This window comes from Thiomonas sp. OC7, from assembly GCF_900634595.1.
GTDB lineage: Bacteria > Pseudomonadota > Gammaproteobacteria > Burkholderiales > Burkholderiaceae_C > Thiomonas > Thiomonas arsenitoxydans.
On record NZ_LR131953.1, the window covers coordinates 3,010,825 to 3,027,155 of the forward strand.

General features: G+C 60.6%; 13 protein-coding genes, 2 tRNA genes and 2 pseudogenes. 7 read left to right on the plus strand and 10 right to left on the minus strand.

Translation table 11 applies throughout. From position 1 onward, the window contains the following. Positions 1-29: 29 nt before the first annotated feature. The 4 genes from BIO17B3_RS14405 (at position 30) to BIO17B3_RS14420 (ending at position 5,547) form a co-directional block, all read left to right on the plus strand. A complete protein-coding gene (locus tag BIO17B3_RS14405; RefSeq protein WP_156054555.1) occupies positions 30-3,131 on the plus strand; it encodes a type I restriction endonuclease subunit R in 3,102 nt (1,033 codons plus the stop codon). Positions 3,132-3,242: 111 nt separating this feature from the next. Then, positions 3,243-4,031 carry a TIGR04255 family protein gene (locus BIO17B3_RS14410; protein WP_156054556.1) on the plus strand — a complete coding sequence of 263 codons (789 nt, stop codon included), beginning with the start codon at positions 3,243-3,245 and terminating at the stop codon, positions 4,029-4,031. Then, entirely contained in the window at positions 4,031-4,687 is a 657-nt protein-coding gene (locus tag BIO17B3_RS14415) for a hypothetical protein (protein ID WP_156054557.1), read from the plus strand. The genes BIO17B3_RS14410 and BIO17B3_RS14415 overlap by 1 nt, the downstream gene beginning before the upstream one ends. Beyond that, positions 4,684-5,547, plus strand: coding sequence for a hypothetical protein (locus BIO17B3_RS14420; RefSeq protein WP_156054558.1), 864 nt, complete (start codon positions 4,684-4,686; stop codon positions 5,545-5,547). The genes BIO17B3_RS14415 and BIO17B3_RS14420 overlap by 4 nt, the downstream gene beginning before the upstream one ends. A gap of 211 nt (positions 5,548-5,758) precedes the next feature. On the opposite strand, the pseudogene BIO17B3_RS14425 reads toward BIO17B3_RS14420, so the two are convergent. After that, positions 5,759-5,992 (minus strand): annotated as a pseudogene (locus tag BIO17B3_RS14425) (IS630 family transposase); the annotation flags it as partial. A 136-nt stretch (positions 5,993-6,128) separates the two neighbouring features. Between BIO17B3_RS14425 and istA the strand changes: the two are divergent. The 3 genes and pseudogenes from istA to BIO17B3_RS14440 form a co-directional block, all read left to right on the plus strand. Then, a complete protein-coding gene (istA, locus tag BIO17B3_RS14430; RefSeq protein ID WP_156053305.1) occupies positions 6,129-7,685 on the plus strand; it encodes an IS21 family transposase in 1,557 nt (518 codons plus the stop codon). A 38-nt stretch (positions 7,686-7,723) separates the two neighbouring features. Next, entirely contained in the window at positions 7,724-8,482 is a 759-nt protein-coding gene (istB, locus tag BIO17B3_RS14435) for an IS21-like element helper ATPase IstB (protein WP_156053304.1), read from the plus strand. Positions 8,483-8,647: 165 nt separating this feature from the next. Beyond that, positions 8,648-9,175 (plus strand): annotated as a pseudogene (locus BIO17B3_RS14440) (transposase); the annotation flags it as partial. Positions 9,176-9,674: 499 nt separating this feature from the next. Here BIO17B3_RS14440 and BIO17B3_RS14445 read toward each other — a convergent pair. The 9 genes from BIO17B3_RS14445 to BIO17B3_RS14485 all read right to left on the minus strand — a co-directional run bounded on the left by BIO17B3_RS14445 (position 9,675) and on the right by BIO17B3_RS14485 (position 16,328). Then, complete coding sequence (locus tag BIO17B3_RS14445; protein ID WP_156054559.1) at positions 9,675-9,893, minus strand: AlpA family transcriptional regulator; 219 nt, start codon at positions 9,891-9,893, stop codon at positions 9,675-9,677. Between the two features lie 368 nt (positions 9,894-10,261). Then, positions 10,262-10,337: transfer RNA gene (locus BIO17B3_RS14450), tRNA-Lys, on the minus strand. Between the two features lie 36 nt (positions 10,338-10,373). Beyond that, positions 10,374-10,449, minus strand: a tRNA-Lys gene (locus tag BIO17B3_RS14455). Positions 10,450-10,469: 20 nt separating this feature from the next. Continuing rightward, on the minus strand, positions 10,470-11,270 hold the full coding sequence (locus BIO17B3_RS14460; protein ID WP_156054560.1) for a ThiF family adenylyltransferase: 801 nt from the start codon (positions 11,268-11,270) through the stop codon (positions 10,470-10,472). A gap of 11 nt (positions 11,271-11,281) precedes the next feature. Beyond that, entirely contained in the window at positions 11,282-12,397 is a 1,116-nt protein-coding gene (locus BIO17B3_RS14465; RefSeq protein ID WP_156054561.1) for a YeeE/YedE family protein, read from the minus strand. A gap of 170 nt (positions 12,398-12,567) precedes the next feature. Next, positions 12,568-13,383 carry a tol-pal system protein YbgF gene (gene ybgF, locus BIO17B3_RS14470; RefSeq protein ID WP_156054562.1) on the minus strand — a complete coding sequence of 272 codons (816 nt, stop codon included), beginning with the start codon at positions 13,381-13,383 and terminating at the stop codon, positions 12,568-12,570. Further along, the gene (gene pal / locus BIO17B3_RS14475) at positions 13,380-13,922 is read right to left on the minus strand and encodes a peptidoglycan-associated lipoprotein Pal (RefSeq protein WP_156055300.1); all 543 of its coding nucleotides are present in this window, start codon (positions 13,920-13,922) and stop codon (positions 13,380-13,382) included. The genes ybgF and pal overlap by 4 nt, the downstream gene beginning before the upstream one ends. A gap of 115 nt (positions 13,923-14,037) precedes the next feature. Further along, a complete protein-coding gene (gene tolB, locus BIO17B3_RS14480) occupies positions 14,038-15,354 on the minus strand; it encodes a Tol-Pal system beta propeller repeat protein TolB (RefSeq protein ID WP_156054563.1) in 1,317 nt (438 codons plus the stop codon). A gap of 200 nt (positions 15,355-15,554) precedes the next feature. Continuing rightward, a complete protein-coding gene (locus BIO17B3_RS14485) occupies positions 15,555-16,328 on the minus strand; it encodes a glycosyltransferase family 2 protein (protein WP_156054564.1) in 774 nt (257 codons plus the stop codon). Positions 16,329-16,331 lie beyond the last annotated feature (3 nt).

Here is a 16,331-nt window from a genome sequence, read left to right on the forward strand (position 1 = left end):
CTGCTCCGACATCGACAAGCACATTCGACATGCCCAAGCTCTCCAACGTCCACACCGAACGCATCTTCGAGAACGAGCTCTGCGACCATCTGGCCACCCACGGCTGGACCGTGCGCACCCATCTGCAGAACGCCACCGGCTACAGCCGAGAACTGGCCCTGTTCCCAGATGACCTACTGGCGTTCGTGAAGGAGACACAGGCGGACGAATGGGCCAAGTTCAAGACATGGCACAACGGAAAGTCGGACGACGTGTTCGTCAAGCGCGTGGCCGAGCAACTGGACAAGCACGGCACCCTGCACCTGCTGCGTCACGGTTTCAAGGACCGGAACGCCCGCTTCACCCTGTGCCAGTTTCGCCCGGCACACAAGAAGAGCCCTGGGCTCTGGGCCTGGTATGACCAGAACCGTCTGACCGTCATTCGTCAGCTGCACTACAGCCTGCATAACGAAAACAGCATCGACCTCGTACTGTTCGTCAACGGCCTGCCGGTGGCCACCGCTGAGCTCAAGACCGACCTGACCCAGAACATCACTGACGCCATCCAGCAGTACAAGAAGGACCGGCACCCGAAGGACCCCAAGAGCCGCGAGCCCGAAGCCCTGCTTCAATTCAAGACCCGGGCGCTGGTGCACTTCGCCGTGTCCACCGACGAAGTGTTCATGGCCACCAAGCTCGATGGCGACAAGACCTTCTTCCTGCCGTTCAACCTAGGGCGCCCCGATGGCTACGGCGGTGCGAGCGCTGGCAACCCCGCGGCCCCACCCGACTACGGCTACCCAACCTACTACCTTTGGCACGAGGTCTGGTCCAAGGACGTCTGGCTGGACATTCTGGGCAACTTCCTGCACCTGGAGGTCAAGACCGAGGTCGACGCCAACACGGGCACCAAGACCACCAAGGAAACACTCATCTTTCCGCGCTTCCACCAGCTCGACGCTGTGCAGCGCCTCGTCAACGCCGCAGGCGACGAAGGGGCAGGGCAGGCTTACCTGGTGCAGCACTCGGCGGGTTCGGGTAAATCCAACACCATCGCCTGGAGTGCACACCGGCTGGCCAATCTGCACAACGCCCAGGACGACAAGGTCTTCGACTCGGTTATCGTCATCACCGACCGGCGCGTGTTGGACCGTCAGCTGCAGGAGACCATCAGTCAGTTCGAGCACAAAGCCGGGGTGGTGCAGAAGATTGACGAAAACAGCGCCCAGCTCGCCGAGGCGCTGAACAGCGGCACGCAAGTCATCATCACCACGCTGCAGAAGTTTCCCTTCATCATCGACAAGGTCGGCGCGCTCAAGGGCAAGCGCTTCGCCCTCATCATTGACGAAGCCCACTCCAGCCAATCCGGCAGCGCCGCACAAAAGCTGCGGTCCGCGCTCACCAAGGACGACAAGCCCAAGACCGTCATGCAGGTCGACGTCGACGGCAAGACAGTCGAGGTCAGCGTTGACGTCGACATCGACCCCGAGGAATTGACCCATGAGGACGTTATCAACAGCGTGCTCGAAAGCCGCAAGCGCCCCGAGAACGTCAGCTATTTCGCCTTTACGGCCACCCCGAAGTCCAAGACCCTGGAGTTGTTTGGCCGCACGGGACCCGACGGCGTGCCGGTGCCGTTCCACGTGTATTCCATGCGCCAAGCCATCGAGGAAGGTTTCATCCTCGACGTGCTGCAGAACTACGTCTCCTACAAGACCTATTACAAGCTGGGGTCGGTAGTCGACGACAAGCTGGTGCCGCAGAAGAAGGCCAAGAAGGCCCTGGCCCGCTACGCCGTCCTGCACCCCTACAACATCGCCCAGAAGGTGGTGGTCATCGTTGAGCACTTCCACGAACATGTGGCCAAGAAGATAGGTGGCAAGGCCAAGGCCATGGTGGTGACAGACAGCCGCAAGGCGGCGGTGCGTTACAAGCTCGCGGTGGACAAATACCTCAAGGAGCGCGGCTACGACAAAGACATGCGCGCCCTGGTGGCTTTTTCCGGCAACGTCGACGACCTGGACTCCGGACCCGACCCGTTCAACGAGTCCAACATGAACCCCGACATCCGTGGCAAGGACCCGGCCGAGGCGTTCAAGGAGAACATCTATCGGGTGCTACTGGTAGCCAACAAATACCAAACGGGCTTTGACCAGCCGCTGCTGTATGCCATGTATGTCGACAAGCGCTTGTCTGGCGTGCTGGCGGTCCAGACACTCTCACGACTGAACCGCACCTACCCCGGCAAGGATGAGACCTTCGTGCTGGACTTCGTCAATAAGCCCGAGGAAATCCTGGCCTCATTCCAGCCCTACTACCGCTCGGCCCAGTTGGAAGAGGTGACCAACCCCAATATCGTCCACGAGTTACAAATCAAGCTGGACAAGGCCGGGGTCTACCTACCAAGCGAGGTGGAGTCCTTCGCCAAGGCGTTTTTCGACCCCAAGCGCAAGCAAGCCGGGTTACACGCCTACCTGAAACCTGCTGCCGACCGGTTCACCGCGCTGGCCGAGACAGCGCCCGAGGATGCCGACCAGTTCCGCAAGGACCTGGGCACGTTTCTGCGCATGTATGACTTCCTTACCCAACTGGTGGCGTACGACGACCCCGACCTGGAAATGCTCTATGCGTATGGCAAGAACCTGATGCCGCGCATCATCGAGCGCACGTCATCAAGCATCCTGGAGTTGGACGCCGACGTGCGTCTGACGCACTACCGGCTGCAGAAGATTGGCGAGCAAAAGCTTGACCTCGCCTCTGGAGATGTCATCAAGCTCAAGCCGGTGTCCGAGGCAGGCACGGGGGCGGCAGATGAGGATGAGAAAAAACAGCTCGCCGAAATCGTGGGCGTGATGAATGACCTCTTCTCGGGCAATCTGACCGAGGGCGACATGGTCGGCTACGTGACCACCATCACCGAAAAGCTCATGGAGAGCGAAGCCCTCGCCGAGCAGGCCAGGAACAACAGCGAGCAGCAGTTCGCCATGGGCGATTTCAAGGACATCATGACCGATGCCATCATTGACAGCCAAGACGGCCACAACTCGATTGCCGGCCAGTTACTCAAGGATGAGCGGGTGTTCACGGCGATGATGGGGATGCTGGCGAAGCAGGTTTATCGGGCGTTTGAGAAGCGTAGTGGAGCGAGCTAGCTCGCTTTAAAGATGTAACGTCGCGTAACTACTTGACAACAACCTGAGCTATGACCCCCATATTTGTCAACCGAAGTGTAAACTTGAGAGCCTGAACACAGGAGAACATCAATGGGACGCCTCAAGAACCCGCCCGTCTACTTTACGTTGGCGCAGGTGAGGTTCAATCCAATTCTTACGCTCGCAGACTATCTCCCCCAAATCCAAGAGAGGATGCGTAAGGAGGGTTACCCGACGTATGCCAAGGAAACTGTAATTGCGCTCAAGGTGGAGGCCAAGGAGGGGCAGTCTCTAGGGCCAAGCCCCGTGCCGGTCGAGCGCTATAAGTTCGGTAACGTCGAAAACACTCACAGCTTTCTTCTGGATGTGAGCACGCTCACGCTGCAATCGACCCATTACGGCACATTCGAGACGTTCTCCGGTGCGTTCATGAAGGCCCTAACGATTCTTCACGATGCCGTGTCGCTTGATTACACAGAAAGGGTTGGGCTTCGATACTTGGACAGGGTGAGCCCATTCGGCGACGACACGCTTGAGCAATATCTTGCCCCTGAGGTCCTTGGACTTGGCGCCAAGCTTGGAGGCACCCCGGAATACTCATATTGTGAAACGCTGAGCACGTTCAATGACTGCAGGCTGATGTCTCGGGTTGTCACGCAAGTTGGTGGTCCTGGGCTTCCGCCTGGCTTATTGTTAGGCGAGTTGGTCATCGAGCCTCGCTTTTTCGAATACACAGGACGGCACGCTATTCTTGACAATGACGGCTTTACCGAAAAACGGGAGACTTTTTCCATGCAAGGAATTCAAGGTCAACTTGACTCGATTCATGCAATTATCAGAACTGCATTTGAAGCAACGGCTACCCATTATGCATTTCGAGTTTGGAATGGAGACGTGTGATGGTTGCGCTTGCCTCGTTGCAAATCCAGACCGGTACCCCGACTGTTCCCTGGCGTGAGGTCCCGGCAATCATCTGTCCATACGTGCCTGTCACCGGAAGCAACGCTGCCTTCGTACGGGTGGGCAGCGCCGGAACGGGCGGCATTGAAGACCTTGCGTACAAAACGTCTCGACACGGCTATCAAGAATTTGAAATCGTCGTCGAGTCGACAACCGTCTCTGACGCTCCTGCTCTTATTGCTCCTTTCGTAAGCCGCATGGCGCAAGTTAAAAGTGGGTTCGGAAGGACGATGACCCACCTTCCCCTAGTCTTTGGCGTATCACGCCAAGCCTTGTACAACTGGGCGAATGGCGAGATGCCAAAACCTCAGCACCATGACCGAATTGAACAACTCGCAGCAGCAGCGCAAGTCTTTATGGCCGCAGGCTTCAGGCCAACTGCGCTGGACCTCGGCCGTGTTGTCACCAAGGGTAAGTCCTTTCTGCAACTTGTCGGGGAGGGAGCGGACGGCGCTGCGACAGCCGAGAAGCTAATCCGTATTGTGACCCGAGGGAATGCGGCGAAGGCGCAGCTTGCAGAGATTCTTGGTGACCGGGAACCGGCCAAGCTCGAATCCTTCGACTTGGGTGCGCCTGCTCTTGATGAGGATGCATGAGCGACCAATCCCTCTCGGACAAAAGTGGATGGACAAGGGACACGCCCTGGAGACAGGGCCACATTCTGCCTGCCGCTGCCGTCAGTGAACTTGGGCTCGGTGGGATGGCGGACACTTGTGTCGTGGTCATCAGTCATGACTGTGACATTGCCAATGATGACCTCACCGTTGAGCCTAACGTCGAAGTCATTGTCGGTCGCATCGGAGTCCGCAGAGAGGGAAATTTCGAATGGGCGAAGGCTCCACGCACCTTGCACATGGCGTTACCCTGCTGTGATGGGACGCCAGTCATTGAACTGAGCGCCACGAGGAAAGTAATTGTTCCGAAGAGCACTCTTGCAAGGTTCGAGCCTGACCACTCGTTTTGCATGCCTCCAAAACAGTTGGCAACGCTCAGACAGTGGCTTGCTGTCCGGTACAACAGAAGCGCCTTTCCTGACGCTTTCGACAGGTTCATCAGAGCTGAGAAACTGGACGAGAAGTTTAGAACCATTCTTGGCAAGCATGGCGACATCATCACGGCTATCTACTTCGACGTCGACAAGGGTAGGCAACGAGCAGCCGACGACTCTGGCCTGTTCACGCTCAGTGTTGTGCTTGCCTACGAATCTGGTGATGAGCCGCTCGAAAACGCAGAGATTGCGGACAAAGCGGCCGAGAGCCTCGTAAACGAATTTGCGAATAAGTTCTACGATGAAAAATGTTCAACGTGGTCGAGAGTCCATCTGCTTTCATGCATTGCTATGTCGGAAGCGGACCTTCCTGTCAGTCGAGCCAAGTTACTGCAGCAATGGCGACTTGAACACGTGAGCCTGCGAAGCGACGCGGACCCCGCATTCCCGTTCAACCCCGGGAGCTAAGAAATTTGGACGACGTCGGCCTGGCAAAGTGTTGAGGATGAACAACTCTACGCCGTGGTCATCCGCGGCACCGTTGACGCACCCAGCAGCATTCTGGACGACGTTCTCGCCACCTCAATGAGCGCCAATAGCGCGCTGCATGGAGCGCGGCCGCAAAAAATCCAATGCGTCGCGTGTAGTCATCACCCAGCGCTACGAGTTCTGCGAAGACCTAGTGTCCTGTCCCGGTAATACGCGAACAAAGTCGATGCAGCTTTTCGAGGATCGAGTCGGCCGTGGCCGTCCACTTGAACGGCCGACAGTTCGTGTTGTAGGCGGCGACGAAGTGGTCGATGCGCTGCACGAGTTGCTTGACGCTGGTGAACGACCCACGGCGGATGGCCTTGTCGGTGATCAGGCCGAAAAATCGTTCGACTTGATTGAGTGAGTATTCCGGCCCAACGTGACCGGTGATTCCGACGAACGTGACCGCTGCAAACGGCCACGCCAATCGGCGCGGCGGTATACGCCGCCAGTGCGGTGTTGCGCATAAGCCCAACCGCGGGTCGGGTAGTTTCTTGCCTTTTTAGACAAGGAGCCCCATGCCTGCTTTAAGGATCAATATGCGCAAACTCAAAGACGCCCTGCGTCTCAAATTCGAAAGTGGGCTGTCTCACCAGCAAATCGCTTCTGCCCTGGGCATCTCCAAAGGTGTGGTCACCAAGTACGTGGGCCTGGCCGTCGCGGCTGGATTGAACGGGCAATCCATCGCCGCCATGGATGAGGCCACGCTGGAGCGCCGCCTGCTGGCCTCACCGCGCCCCAGCGACACCTACGCCCAGCCCGACTACGGGCGCATCCACCAGGAACTTGCCCGCAAGGGCGTCACCCTCACGCTGCTGTGGGAGGAATACTGCGCCCAAGTTGGCGACGAGCACAGTGCAGACCACCCCGTCAAGCCGTGGCGCTATTCGCAGTTCTGCGAGAACTACCGCCGATTTGCCAGGCTTCTCAAGCGCTCCATGCGTCAGGTACATCGTGCAGGAGAGAAGCTGTTCATCGACTATGCGGGCCCCACCATTGCCCTGATCGATGGGGGCCAGGAAGTGGGGCGGGCCAATCTCTTCGTGGCCGCCCTGGGGGTGTCGGGCTACTGCTTCTGCACGGCCACGCCGGCACAAGCGGCCAAGGACTGGCTGGATGCGACGGCACAGGCACTGCGCTTTTATGGCGGCGTGCCCCAGCTCATCGTCCCCGACAACCCGCGCGCCCTGGTCACCCAGGCCGATCGCTACGAGCCGGTGCTCACCGAAACGGTGCGCGACTTCGCCCGCCACTACGGCTGCTCAGTGCTGCCCGCGCGCGCCTACCACCCGCAGGACAAGCCCAAGGTCGAATTGAGCGTACTGCTGGTGGAGCGCTGGATCCTGGCGCGCCTGCGCAAATTCCAGTTCGCCAGCGTGCAGGAGGTCAACGACGCCATTGCCCCCCTGCTGCAATGGCTTAACCAGCGTGCCTTTCAAAAGCTCCCTGGAAGCCGTGCCAGTGTGTTTGCCCAAATCGACGCCCCGGCGCTGATGGCCTTACCGGTTCAGCCCTGGGAGTGGTCGGTCTTCAAAACGGTGCGCGTGCACATCGACAGCCATGTCGAATTTGAAGGCCACCGCTACAGCGTGCCCACCGCCTTGGTGGGGCGAACGCTGGAGTTGCGGGTGACGGCCCATGCGCTCGAAGCCCTGCACCGTGGAGAGCGGGTGGCCAGCCACATGCGCTGCGCGCACAAGGGCGGCTTCACTACCGTGACCGAACACCTGCCCGAGCGCCACCAACACCAGGCGCAATGGACACCCGAGCGGCTCATCGCCTGGGGCCAGCGTATCGGCGTGGCCTGTGCGGCCACGGTGCAAAAGATGCTGGAGCGTCAACCCCACCCCGAGCATGCCTACCGCGCCTGCTTGGGCCTGCTGTCGCTCTCCAAGCGCTATAGCCCGGCCCGGCTGGAGGCGGCCTGCACCATGGCTCTGGGCCTGGGCACCAGCAAATACACCCACATCCGCGACATCTTGCTCAACCGGCGCGACCTGTTGCAAGCTAGCGCCACTCCTGAGTGGACTTCTCCCGCACACGCCCATGTGCGGGGCGCGAGCTACTACCAATGAAACCTAGCGTGAACAAGCCCCGTACGGAGAACTCCAAAATGATGATGAACACCACCTTGAACCAATTGCGCAGCCTACGCCTGGAAACCATGGCCCAGGCGCTGGAGCAGCAGCTCATACAAAGCGGCATCAGCGCCATGAGCTTTGAAGAGCGGCTGGCCCTGTTGGTGGACCGCGAGGTGCATGGCAGGCAAGACCGGCGCTGTGCGCGTTTGCTGAAGTCGGCCAAGCTCAAATACCCGCAAGCGGCCATTGAAGACCTGGACAGCCGCGCCACGCGGGGCCTGGAGCGCAGCGCGGTGATGAGCCTGGCACTGGGAGAATGGGTCAAGTGCGGGCACGCCGTGCTGATCACCGGAGCCACCGGCGCGGGCAAGTCGTGGCTGGCGTGCGCGCTGGCCCAGCATGCCTGCCGACGTGGCCACAGCGCGCTGTACCAAAGGGTTCCACGCCTGGGTGAAGAGTTACGTATTCGCCACGCCAACGGCACATTTACGCGTTGGCTCGATACGCTCAAAAACACCGACGTCTTGCTGCTTGACGACTGGGGCATGGCTGGCATGGATAGCCAAACCCGGGCGGACCTGCTGGAGATCATTGACGACCGGGCCAGCCAGCGTGCCACCATCATCACCAGCCAGTTGCCGATTGAGCACTGGCACGAGTGGATCGGTGACCCGACCATGGCGGATGCCATGCTGGACCGGCTGATGCAAAACCACCACCGCTTCACGCTCACGGGGGAATCGCTGCGCAAGAAAAATCGCCCCGCAAAAGAGGAGAGCACCGAAAGCTAATCCAGCCCGTTCAAGGAGGGCCTCCGGCGGCCTGCCGGGGGCCTATTGATTTAAAAACGAACCCCTTAAAGACAAGGAAAAACAGCCGGAAATGCAAGCCGGCATAAACTCAAAACGCGCAATACCGACCCTCGGTCACGTTCACCGCAATGCCGGTCACGTTGCCAGAATCAGCGGTCACGTTCGCCGGAATACGCAGTGGACATCGAGACGATGCTGGTGGTCACCGCACACGTCACGCAGGCCTGCAATGACAAGCGCGAAGTGGTGCCCACGCTCGAGCAGATTGCGGCGTTGCCGCAGGAGTTGGGCGCTGTGCGCACAGTCATCGCCGACAACGGCTTCTTCAGCCACGCCAATGTGGTCGCCTGCGTGCAGGCGGGAATCGAGCCGCTGCTGGCGATGAAGCGCGAGTCGCATCACGTGCCGCTGGCCGAACGGTTTGGGCCCGACCCCGACGCGCCGCGCACTGCGGAGCCGGTCGCCAACATGGCCCACCGCCTGTGCACACAGGCAGGCCGGGCGCTGTACAAACTGCGCAAGCAGACCGTCGAGCCCGTGTTCGGCATCATCAAGCACGTCATGGGCTGGCGTCAGATGAGCATGCGCGGGCTGCACAAGGCGCAAGGCGAGTGGAACCTTGTGACCATGGCCTGGAACATCAAGCGCATGCATGTGCTGCGTGGCGGGTGAGGCGCCAGGGGGAAAGTGCGCCCAGATCGCGCCCCGCACGACCTGCTCTGCGCCCCAAAGGGGCGCCCAGGAGCCTGTGCAAGTGATGAAGACGCTGGCGGCGTGCCGGGCCGCGCAAAAACCGCGCGGCTCGCCGCCGCCACCCGCCCCGCGGGCTCAAGTCCGACGGTCTCCTAGGTTGAACGTCTGCAATCAGCCTGGAGCAGTCCCTGCCTAGGACAGACCCAGTGGCGGCAAAGGCCGATGATCAGTCATGCTTCGCGCGCCGTCCACGGCCCCTCGTCGTTGGTCACCTCATGACTCGCTGGTGGGCTTGACCGCAATCCGCAGTGGCAACTCAACCGTCAAACTTCGGCGATTTGTGAATCGACCTCCGGAGCAGATGTTTGGCGGATGAGTTGCTCGACGGGTGCCACAGTCTTCTCAACCTGACGGTTGGGTCGCACGTTCCCGGTTTTGGCCGACACTCGCAATTGCGCAGCAGATGCCATCGGCGCCATCAATCCGGATGCAAGACACGATCGAGCGCCTGCTGCAGATCCGCATAACGCCAGACGCTCACGCGGCCCAGTTTTAGCGGCTTGGGAATCAGGTTCTGCTTGATCATGTCGTAGAACTTGGTTCGCCCGATGTTGAGCAAGCCGGGCCGGTCTCTCGTGCCCAGGATTTGGGAAAGGCGAAGGAGTGAATGGGGGTGCGGGAGTTCGTGGTGTGGCATGGTCTTTCCTCTGACGCGCTCATTGCGCGGTTAAAGGAGAGGCTATGGTTGAAGTGCTTAAGACGCAAACAATTCGCCACAGATGGCAACCCATGCCGTAACGGCGGCGTGCAGCACTGCCAAATTTGCTTTGTCAGTCCTGGAAACTTTGCGATTGGCGAAAAAACAACTTATCAGGCGCCGCGACTGCCGGCCGACGGAATGAAATCAGCCTGTCGTTTGGGCCAACGTGAAGGGCCATTTCGCTGCGGACCTCGTTTCCTCGCGAAGAGCTTGGAAGCGAGGCCAACATCTTCGAAAAAGTGGAAACAAAGTGGAAATGGCTCTTTGTAAGCACTCGCACATTGCGTGCAAGTGTTTGATTTTATTGGTGGGTTGTGACAGGCTCGAACTGTCGACCTACGGATTAAGAGTCCGCTGCTCTACCAACTGAGCTAACAACCCGTTTGATTTGGTTTCAACGGTGCGTCTTGGTGGGTCTGGTGGGTCGTGCGTGACTCGAACACGCGACCAACGGATTAAAAGTCCGCTGCTCTACCGACTGAGCTAACGACCCCACAGAAATCAAGCCCGAAATCATAGCACGGCATCCAGGGCGCGGGAGACGAGCATCATGCCCATGGCGGCGGTCACCATCACGCTGGAGCCAAAACCGGCGCAGTTCAGGCTGTTGTCGGGCGGTGTCGCCTCTTCGGCCAGCGGGTCGCAAGTGCTTGTTTCGGGGCGAATGATGGCTTCCTTGCTGAACGCGCAGAGCACGCCGATGCGGCCATTGCGAGGAGCGCCATGTTGGCGGCGTAGCTGGTAGCGCACGTTGGAGAGCAGCGGGTCGTGCGTGACTTCCGACAGATCGGCGCATTGCAGGGCGTCGGCATGGCGCTTGCCGCCCGCAGCGCCGGCCATGAATAGGGCCTGGCGGCGTTGCAGGCAGAGCGCGGCGAGCGCGGCCTTGGCTCGCACCTGATCGCAGCAGTCGATCACCACCTGGGCGTTAGCTGGAATGAGTGCCTCGGCGTTTTCGGCATCGACGAACTCTTCCACTCCATTGACGCGGCACTCTGGGTTGATCTGCGCAAATCGCGCTTGCAGCGCCCCCACTTTGGACATGCCTAAGGTGCAGTCCAGCGCCTGAATCTGCCGGTTGATGTTGGATTCGGCAACGTGGTCGAGGTCGATCAGTGTGAGCTGCCCCAGGCCACTGCGGACCAGGGCTTCGGCGGCCCACGATCCCACGCCGCCCACGCCGACGACGACCGCATGCGCCTGGGCGATGCGCTGGGCACCGACCGTGCCATACAGCCGTGATAGCCCGCCGAAACGCCGGTCCAGGTCGGGCGTGTCGGCGGGGGGGATGGCGACGAAAGGGGAGGCGTGCATGGCCGAGCGCGTCAGGCGGTGCGCTCGACGCGCCAGGCCTGATACTTCACCCCGAGCACAGCGCCGCCCACGATGGACAGAAACGCGATCCAGCTGGTGATGGACAGGGTGGACACCCCGCTCATGCCCTGGCCGATGGTGCAGCCCAGCGCGGTCACGCCGCCAATGCCCATCAGCGCGCCGCCGACCATGTGATTGGCCGTATCTTCCGCGCCGCGAAAACCTTCCCAGCGGAACTGGCGCGTGATGAGCGCCATACCGGCAGAACCCGCGATCACGCCGAACACCGACACAATGCCCAGCGTCAGCACATTGCTCGCGTCGCTGTACATCATGAACCAGAACAGGGTGTAGGCCAGCGGCGCGACAAAGCTCAGCGATTCCATCTTGTTGTTCTGCGAGCCGATGTACGCGGCCTGCAGCGTTTGCGGGTCTTCCGCCAGAAAGCCCAGCTTGCCCGAAACGAACCAGACCGCCACGATGACGGCGCCCAGGCCGAAACCCGCGAGCAGGTTGTTGGCGGTACGAAACTCGCGTGCGCTCAAGGCCCAGACGCCCAGCAGCAGACCGACGCCCAGGCCTAGCACCAGTTGCAGATCGGGCAGCGGCAGCCCGGTGGCGTGGGCGAAGATCGCAGGCAAATCCTGCGGGCCCGAGAGATTGAACGCCACTTTGTCGAACACCCGCACCCGCACCTCGGCCGTGATGCCGCGCAGGGTGATGTAGGCAAATATCGCGATCATCACAAAAACGACCACGGCTTTGAGATTGCCCTCGCCAATGCGCACCAGAGTTTTGCTGCCGCAGCCCGAGGCCAGCACCATGCCGAAGCCGAACAACACGCCGCCCACCAGGGCCGACAGCCAGAGCACCCTGGACGTGGTGTAGATCGTCTGCGCCGAGTCGATCTGCCCAGTGGCGGCCAGCAGATTGAAGCCGATGGTCGCCGTGGCAATGGCCAGCACCCACATGCGCATGCGCATCCACGAGCCCATGTTGACAATGTCGCTCACCGAGCCCATGGTGCAAAACCGCGTGCGCTGCATGATGGCGCCAAACACCAGGCTCAGGGCGAAGCCCGCCCAGAGGACGGTGGCGTTGATGACTGGAACGGAAGCGGACGACATGGAAGAGAAGGCACCTGGATGACGAGAACGGATGGGTCTCGCCGCAATGCGTTATTGTTCCATGACGATGCCAGCCGTGTTGCCGGGACGGGGTTCGGCAATCCGGCTCGCAGTTTGCGGGAACTACGCAGCCGATCACTCTGTCACGGCCGCTGCAGCGGCCGTGACGGTCACCGCAGCTTGGCCAGCCGGTCGCGCCCGGCCTGCGCCGCTTCAGACTGCGGGTAGGTCTTCACCAGTTCGTTCAGCGTTTTGCGCGCTGCGACGATTTGCCGCACTTCGATCTGGCAGTTCGCCAGCCCCAGCATGGCTTCGGGCAAGCGCGGGTTGTTCGGGCTGCTCTGAATCAGGCCCTGAAACGAGGCGATGGCATCCTTGTACTGCTTTTGCGCGTATTGCGCGTTGGCCAGCCAATACTGGGCATCGGCGTCATACGGGCTGGATGGATACTGCGCCAAAAACGCCTTCAACTGCGTGGCGCTGCCCGCAAAATCGCCATTGCGGAAGGTGGCCAGCGCCTGCTCGAAAGCGGCTTTTTCTGCGGGCTGCACCGTATAAGTCTGACCGTTGATCTGCACCTGCACCGGCTCCAGCGGTTTGAGGCGCTGGGTGAGCTGCTGCTGGCTGGTCTGCAGCTTGCCCAGCGCATCGTTGAGCTGCTGCGTGGCGGCGTCTTGCTTGCCGCGCACCTGGGCGATTTCTCCGCGCATCTGCTCGATCTGGTTCGATAGATCGAGCAATGAGTTGCGGATCTGCTGGATCTGCTGCGCCTGCTGCGCGAGCTGGTTCTGCGTGGCCTGCTGGTTCTGCGTCACCTGGTTGCGCAGATCGAGAATGGCGCGCCGCGCCTCGTTGTCCGGGAACATGTCGGCATGGGCTGGCGCGGCCAGACCCATGCCCAGCCCCGCGGCCAGCAAAGCCGCAGGCAGCACCTGCTGCGCAAGGCGCAGCGGGTGGACGGCTTGCGAAAAAGTGAAGCGGCTCATCGTTGATAGACGATGTCAACGCGACGGTTTTCGGCGTAGTCAGCCTCGGTGTTGCCCAAGGCCTTAGGCTTTTCCTTGCCGTAGCTGATGGCTTCCATCTGCGCGGGTTTCACACCGAGCAGCTCCATGCCCTTCATCACCGCATCTGCACGCTTCTGGCCCAGCGCCAGGTTGTATTCGCGGCTGCCACGGGCATCGGTATTGCCTTGCAGTTGCACATGAGCCTGCGGGTGTTGCGTGAGGTAGGTGGCGTTGGCGTTGAGCACCGGGGTGTATTGGCTTTCCACCGTGTAGCTGTTGAACGCGAAATACACGCTCTTGGGCACGTTGGGGCCGGGGCCGGCGTTGGTCTCAGCCGGGGCTTGTACCGCGGCGACCTGGTTCTGACCAGCGCCGTTGGCATTGGCGCCTGCGGTGCCGCCTTCCACAGCGGTGGGTGCCTTGGACTCGACTGGCGCTTGTTTGACAGGCACGGGTGACGCGCAGCCACCAAGGGCCAGGGCGGCAGCGAGTGCGGTAAATACCAGGGTAGTGCGCATGTTCACGAGTTTCTCCGATCAGATCAGGGTGGGTAAAAAGGGGTGGGTGCAACGAAGAACAGATAAAACGAGAAAAAAGGAAAGCGGAATAAGAAATTATCAGTGGAAAGCAGCCTCAGCGATCCGGCGTCCAGGGTCCCCAACTGGGTTCGCGCACCTGCACGCCGGCCTGCGACAAGGTCGAGCGCACACGACCGTCAATCGACACCGTCTTGAGCACTTCACCGCCACGCCCCCCCGCAGAATAAAGCACGATCTGGCCGTTCGGGGCAAAACTCGGGTGACCGCAATCGCTGCCATCATCGAGCAACTGGGTGGCGTTGGTGGCGAAATTGATCGACCAGAGCTGGTAGCTGTTGCCCTGTTGTGAAATGTAGGCCAGCGTCTTGCCGTCCGGGCTGATGGCCGGGCTGACGTTATAGCCGCCGCTGTAGGTGATGCGCTGTACGCTGCCGCCATTGAGCCCGACCTTGTAAACCTGCGGGCCGCCATCGCGGTCGCTGACGAAATACAGGCTCTGGCCGTCGGGCGAAAAAGTCGGCTCGGTGTCGATCGAATACGAGCGCATCAACTGCCGCGGCGTGCCGCCTTTGCTGGGCATGAGATAAATCTGCGAGCGCCCGGTGAGGGTGAGCACCACGGCCAGCGTGCCGCCATCCGGCGAGAAGGCCGGTGCGCTGTTCGAGCCCTTGAAATTGGCCACTGCGCGCCGTGCGCCGCTGCGCACATCCTGCATGAAGACGACGGGCTTGCCGGTCTCGAATGAGACATAGGCCAGTTCCTGCCCGTTGGGCGACCACACTGGCGAGAGCAGCGGCTCGCGACTGCGCAGCGCAAACTGCGGATTGGCGCCATCGCTGTCGGCGATGTTGAGCGAGAAATTGTGCTGTCCCGCCTTGGTGATGTAGGTAATGCGCGTGGCAAACACCCCGCGCTGTCCGGTGAGCTTCTGGTAAATGTAATCGCTGATCTTGTGCGCCGCCAGTCGCAGGTCGCCTGGCATGACCGTCAGCGCCAGACCACCGAGATCGGCCTGCTTCACCGCGTCCCACAGGCGGAACTGAACTTGCCAACGCCCGCCCGCCACCTGCGCCACGCTGCCCCCCGCCACCGCTTCGAGATTTTGCGAACGCCAGGCGGCGTAATTCGGCGGACCTTGCTCGGTGAGTGTCTCCCCTCCCAGATTGCTCACGGCGAACAGCCCGCTGCGCGTGAGATCGGCCCGCACGATGTCGGCAATCGGCTGCGGGCAATGGTTCGGGTCGCGAAAAGCGCCGATGCCTACTGGAATCTGCGTGGCGCCGATGCCCGAAACATCCACCTTGAACTGCGCCTGCGCCGAGTTGGCCAGCGCGGCGAGCCCAACAAAAGAAGCCGCCCCGCGAACAAGCGGAGCAGAGAGAGAACCTAAAACAAAGTGGCGTCGCTGCATGGGGATGTCGGTGAAAGAGCTGGGTTGCTTCAGCCAAACCGAAGCCAACACAGCAATGGAATTCTAAGAAGGACGAGAGCCCTGCCGGAGTAAAAATTCGCAAGTCTTGCTGCGATGCGCAATTGAATCAGAGCATGACGACAACAAGACTGAGTTGGGAAAAGGGGATTGGTTCCGGCGCCTAGGCAGGCCGCGCTCGATCAAGGGGACAACTTTTTATCGGAGACGGGGCGCTGCGCCAGCCACAGCTTCAGGTAGCGATACCAGGTTTCATGGGCGATGCCGCACGCCAGCACAAAACCTAAGCGCCCATCGAGAAAACCCCGCCGTATCAAATAAGTGCGTATGAACGCCCATAGACTTTTACCCAGCGCGGTAGCCAAGCTGGCTCGGCGCCCTCGCGTGGCCAGCTTCTCTGCCCCAGCGCTGGAGTAACGGTTCATCTTTTCCAGCACATCGTCGAGCGAGCGATAGCTGATGTGGATTAAATCGTTGTGCAACTGGCCGACGCGGCCTTGAACCTGCAAAGATTCATGAACGATGTCATCCGAAAACCGAGCCTGACCCCGTCGGAATAGTCGCACCACCCGGTCTGGATACCACCCGCCATGTCGCATGTACTGCCCGCAATAACTCGACAGGCGTGGGATAGAGAATGCGTCCGGCGCATCGGCACGTTGCACCGCAGATTGAATCTCTTCTGCCAACGCGGGTGTTACGCGTTCATCAGCATCAATCGAAAAAACCCAGTCGCCCTGGGCTAAATCGAGAGCGCGGTTTTTCTGTGGGCCGAAGCCGACCCAATCCGGTCGAGACTCTACACGAGCTCCCAGATGCCGTGCCAGCGCTACCGAGCCGTCAGTGCTGCCACTATCCACCACAATGATCTCGATGCACCAAGAGAGCCCATCAAGGCAAGCGGGTAGGTTTTGTATTTCATTCTTGGTGATCAGTATGGCGGAAACACTGGCCATTAG

Bases quoted from the DNA above. Each gene is read 5' to 3' on its own strand.
- BIO17B3_RS14410 (WP_156054556.1), top strand. From the start codon at position 3,243: ATGGGACGCCTCAAGAACCCGCCCGTCTACTTTACGTTGGCGCAGGTG.
- BIO17B3_RS14460 (WP_156054560.1), bottom strand. From the start codon at position 11,270: ATGCACGCCTCCCCTTTCGTCGCCATCCCCCCCGCCGACACGCCCGAC.
- BIO17B3_RS14405 (WP_156054555.1), top strand. From the start codon at position 30: ATGCCCAAGCTCTCCAACGTCCACACCGAACGCATCTTCGAGAACGAG.
- tolB (WP_156054563.1), bottom strand. From the start codon at position 15,354: ATGCAGCGACGCCACTTTGTTTTAGGTTCTCTCTCTGCTCCGCTTGTT.
- ybgF (WP_156054562.1), bottom strand. From the start codon at position 13,383: ATGAGCCGCTTCACTTTTTCGCAAGCCGTCCACCCGCTGCGCCTTGCG.
- istB (WP_156053304.1), top strand. From the start codon at position 7,724: ATGATGATGAACACCACCTTGAACCAATTGCGCAGCCTACGCCTGGAA.
- istA (WP_156053305.1), top strand. From the start codon at position 6,129: ATGCCTGCTTTAAGGATCAATATGCGCAAACTCAAAGACGCCCTGCGT.
- BIO17B3_RS14485 (WP_156054564.1), bottom strand. From the start codon at position 16,328: ATGGCCAGTGTTTCCGCCATACTGATCACCAAGAATGAAATACAAAAC.
- BIO17B3_RS14465 (WP_156054561.1), bottom strand. From the start codon at position 12,397: ATGTCGTCCGCTTCCGTTCCAGTCATCAACGCCACCGTCCTCTGGGCG.
- BIO17B3_RS14420 (WP_156054558.1), top strand. From the start codon at position 4,684: ATGAGCGACCAATCCCTCTCGGACAAAAGTGGATGGACAAGGGACACG.
- BIO17B3_RS14445 (WP_156054559.1), bottom strand. From the start codon at position 9,893: ATGCCACACCACGAACTCCCGCACCCCCATTCACTCCTTCGCCTTTCC.
- BIO17B3_RS14415 (WP_156054557.1), top strand. From the start codon at position 4,031: ATGGTTGCGCTTGCCTCGTTGCAAATCCAGACCGGTACCCCGACTGTT.
- pal (WP_156055300.1), bottom strand. From the start codon at position 13,922: ATGCGCACTACCCTGGTATTTACCGCACTCGCTGCCGCCCTGGCCCTT.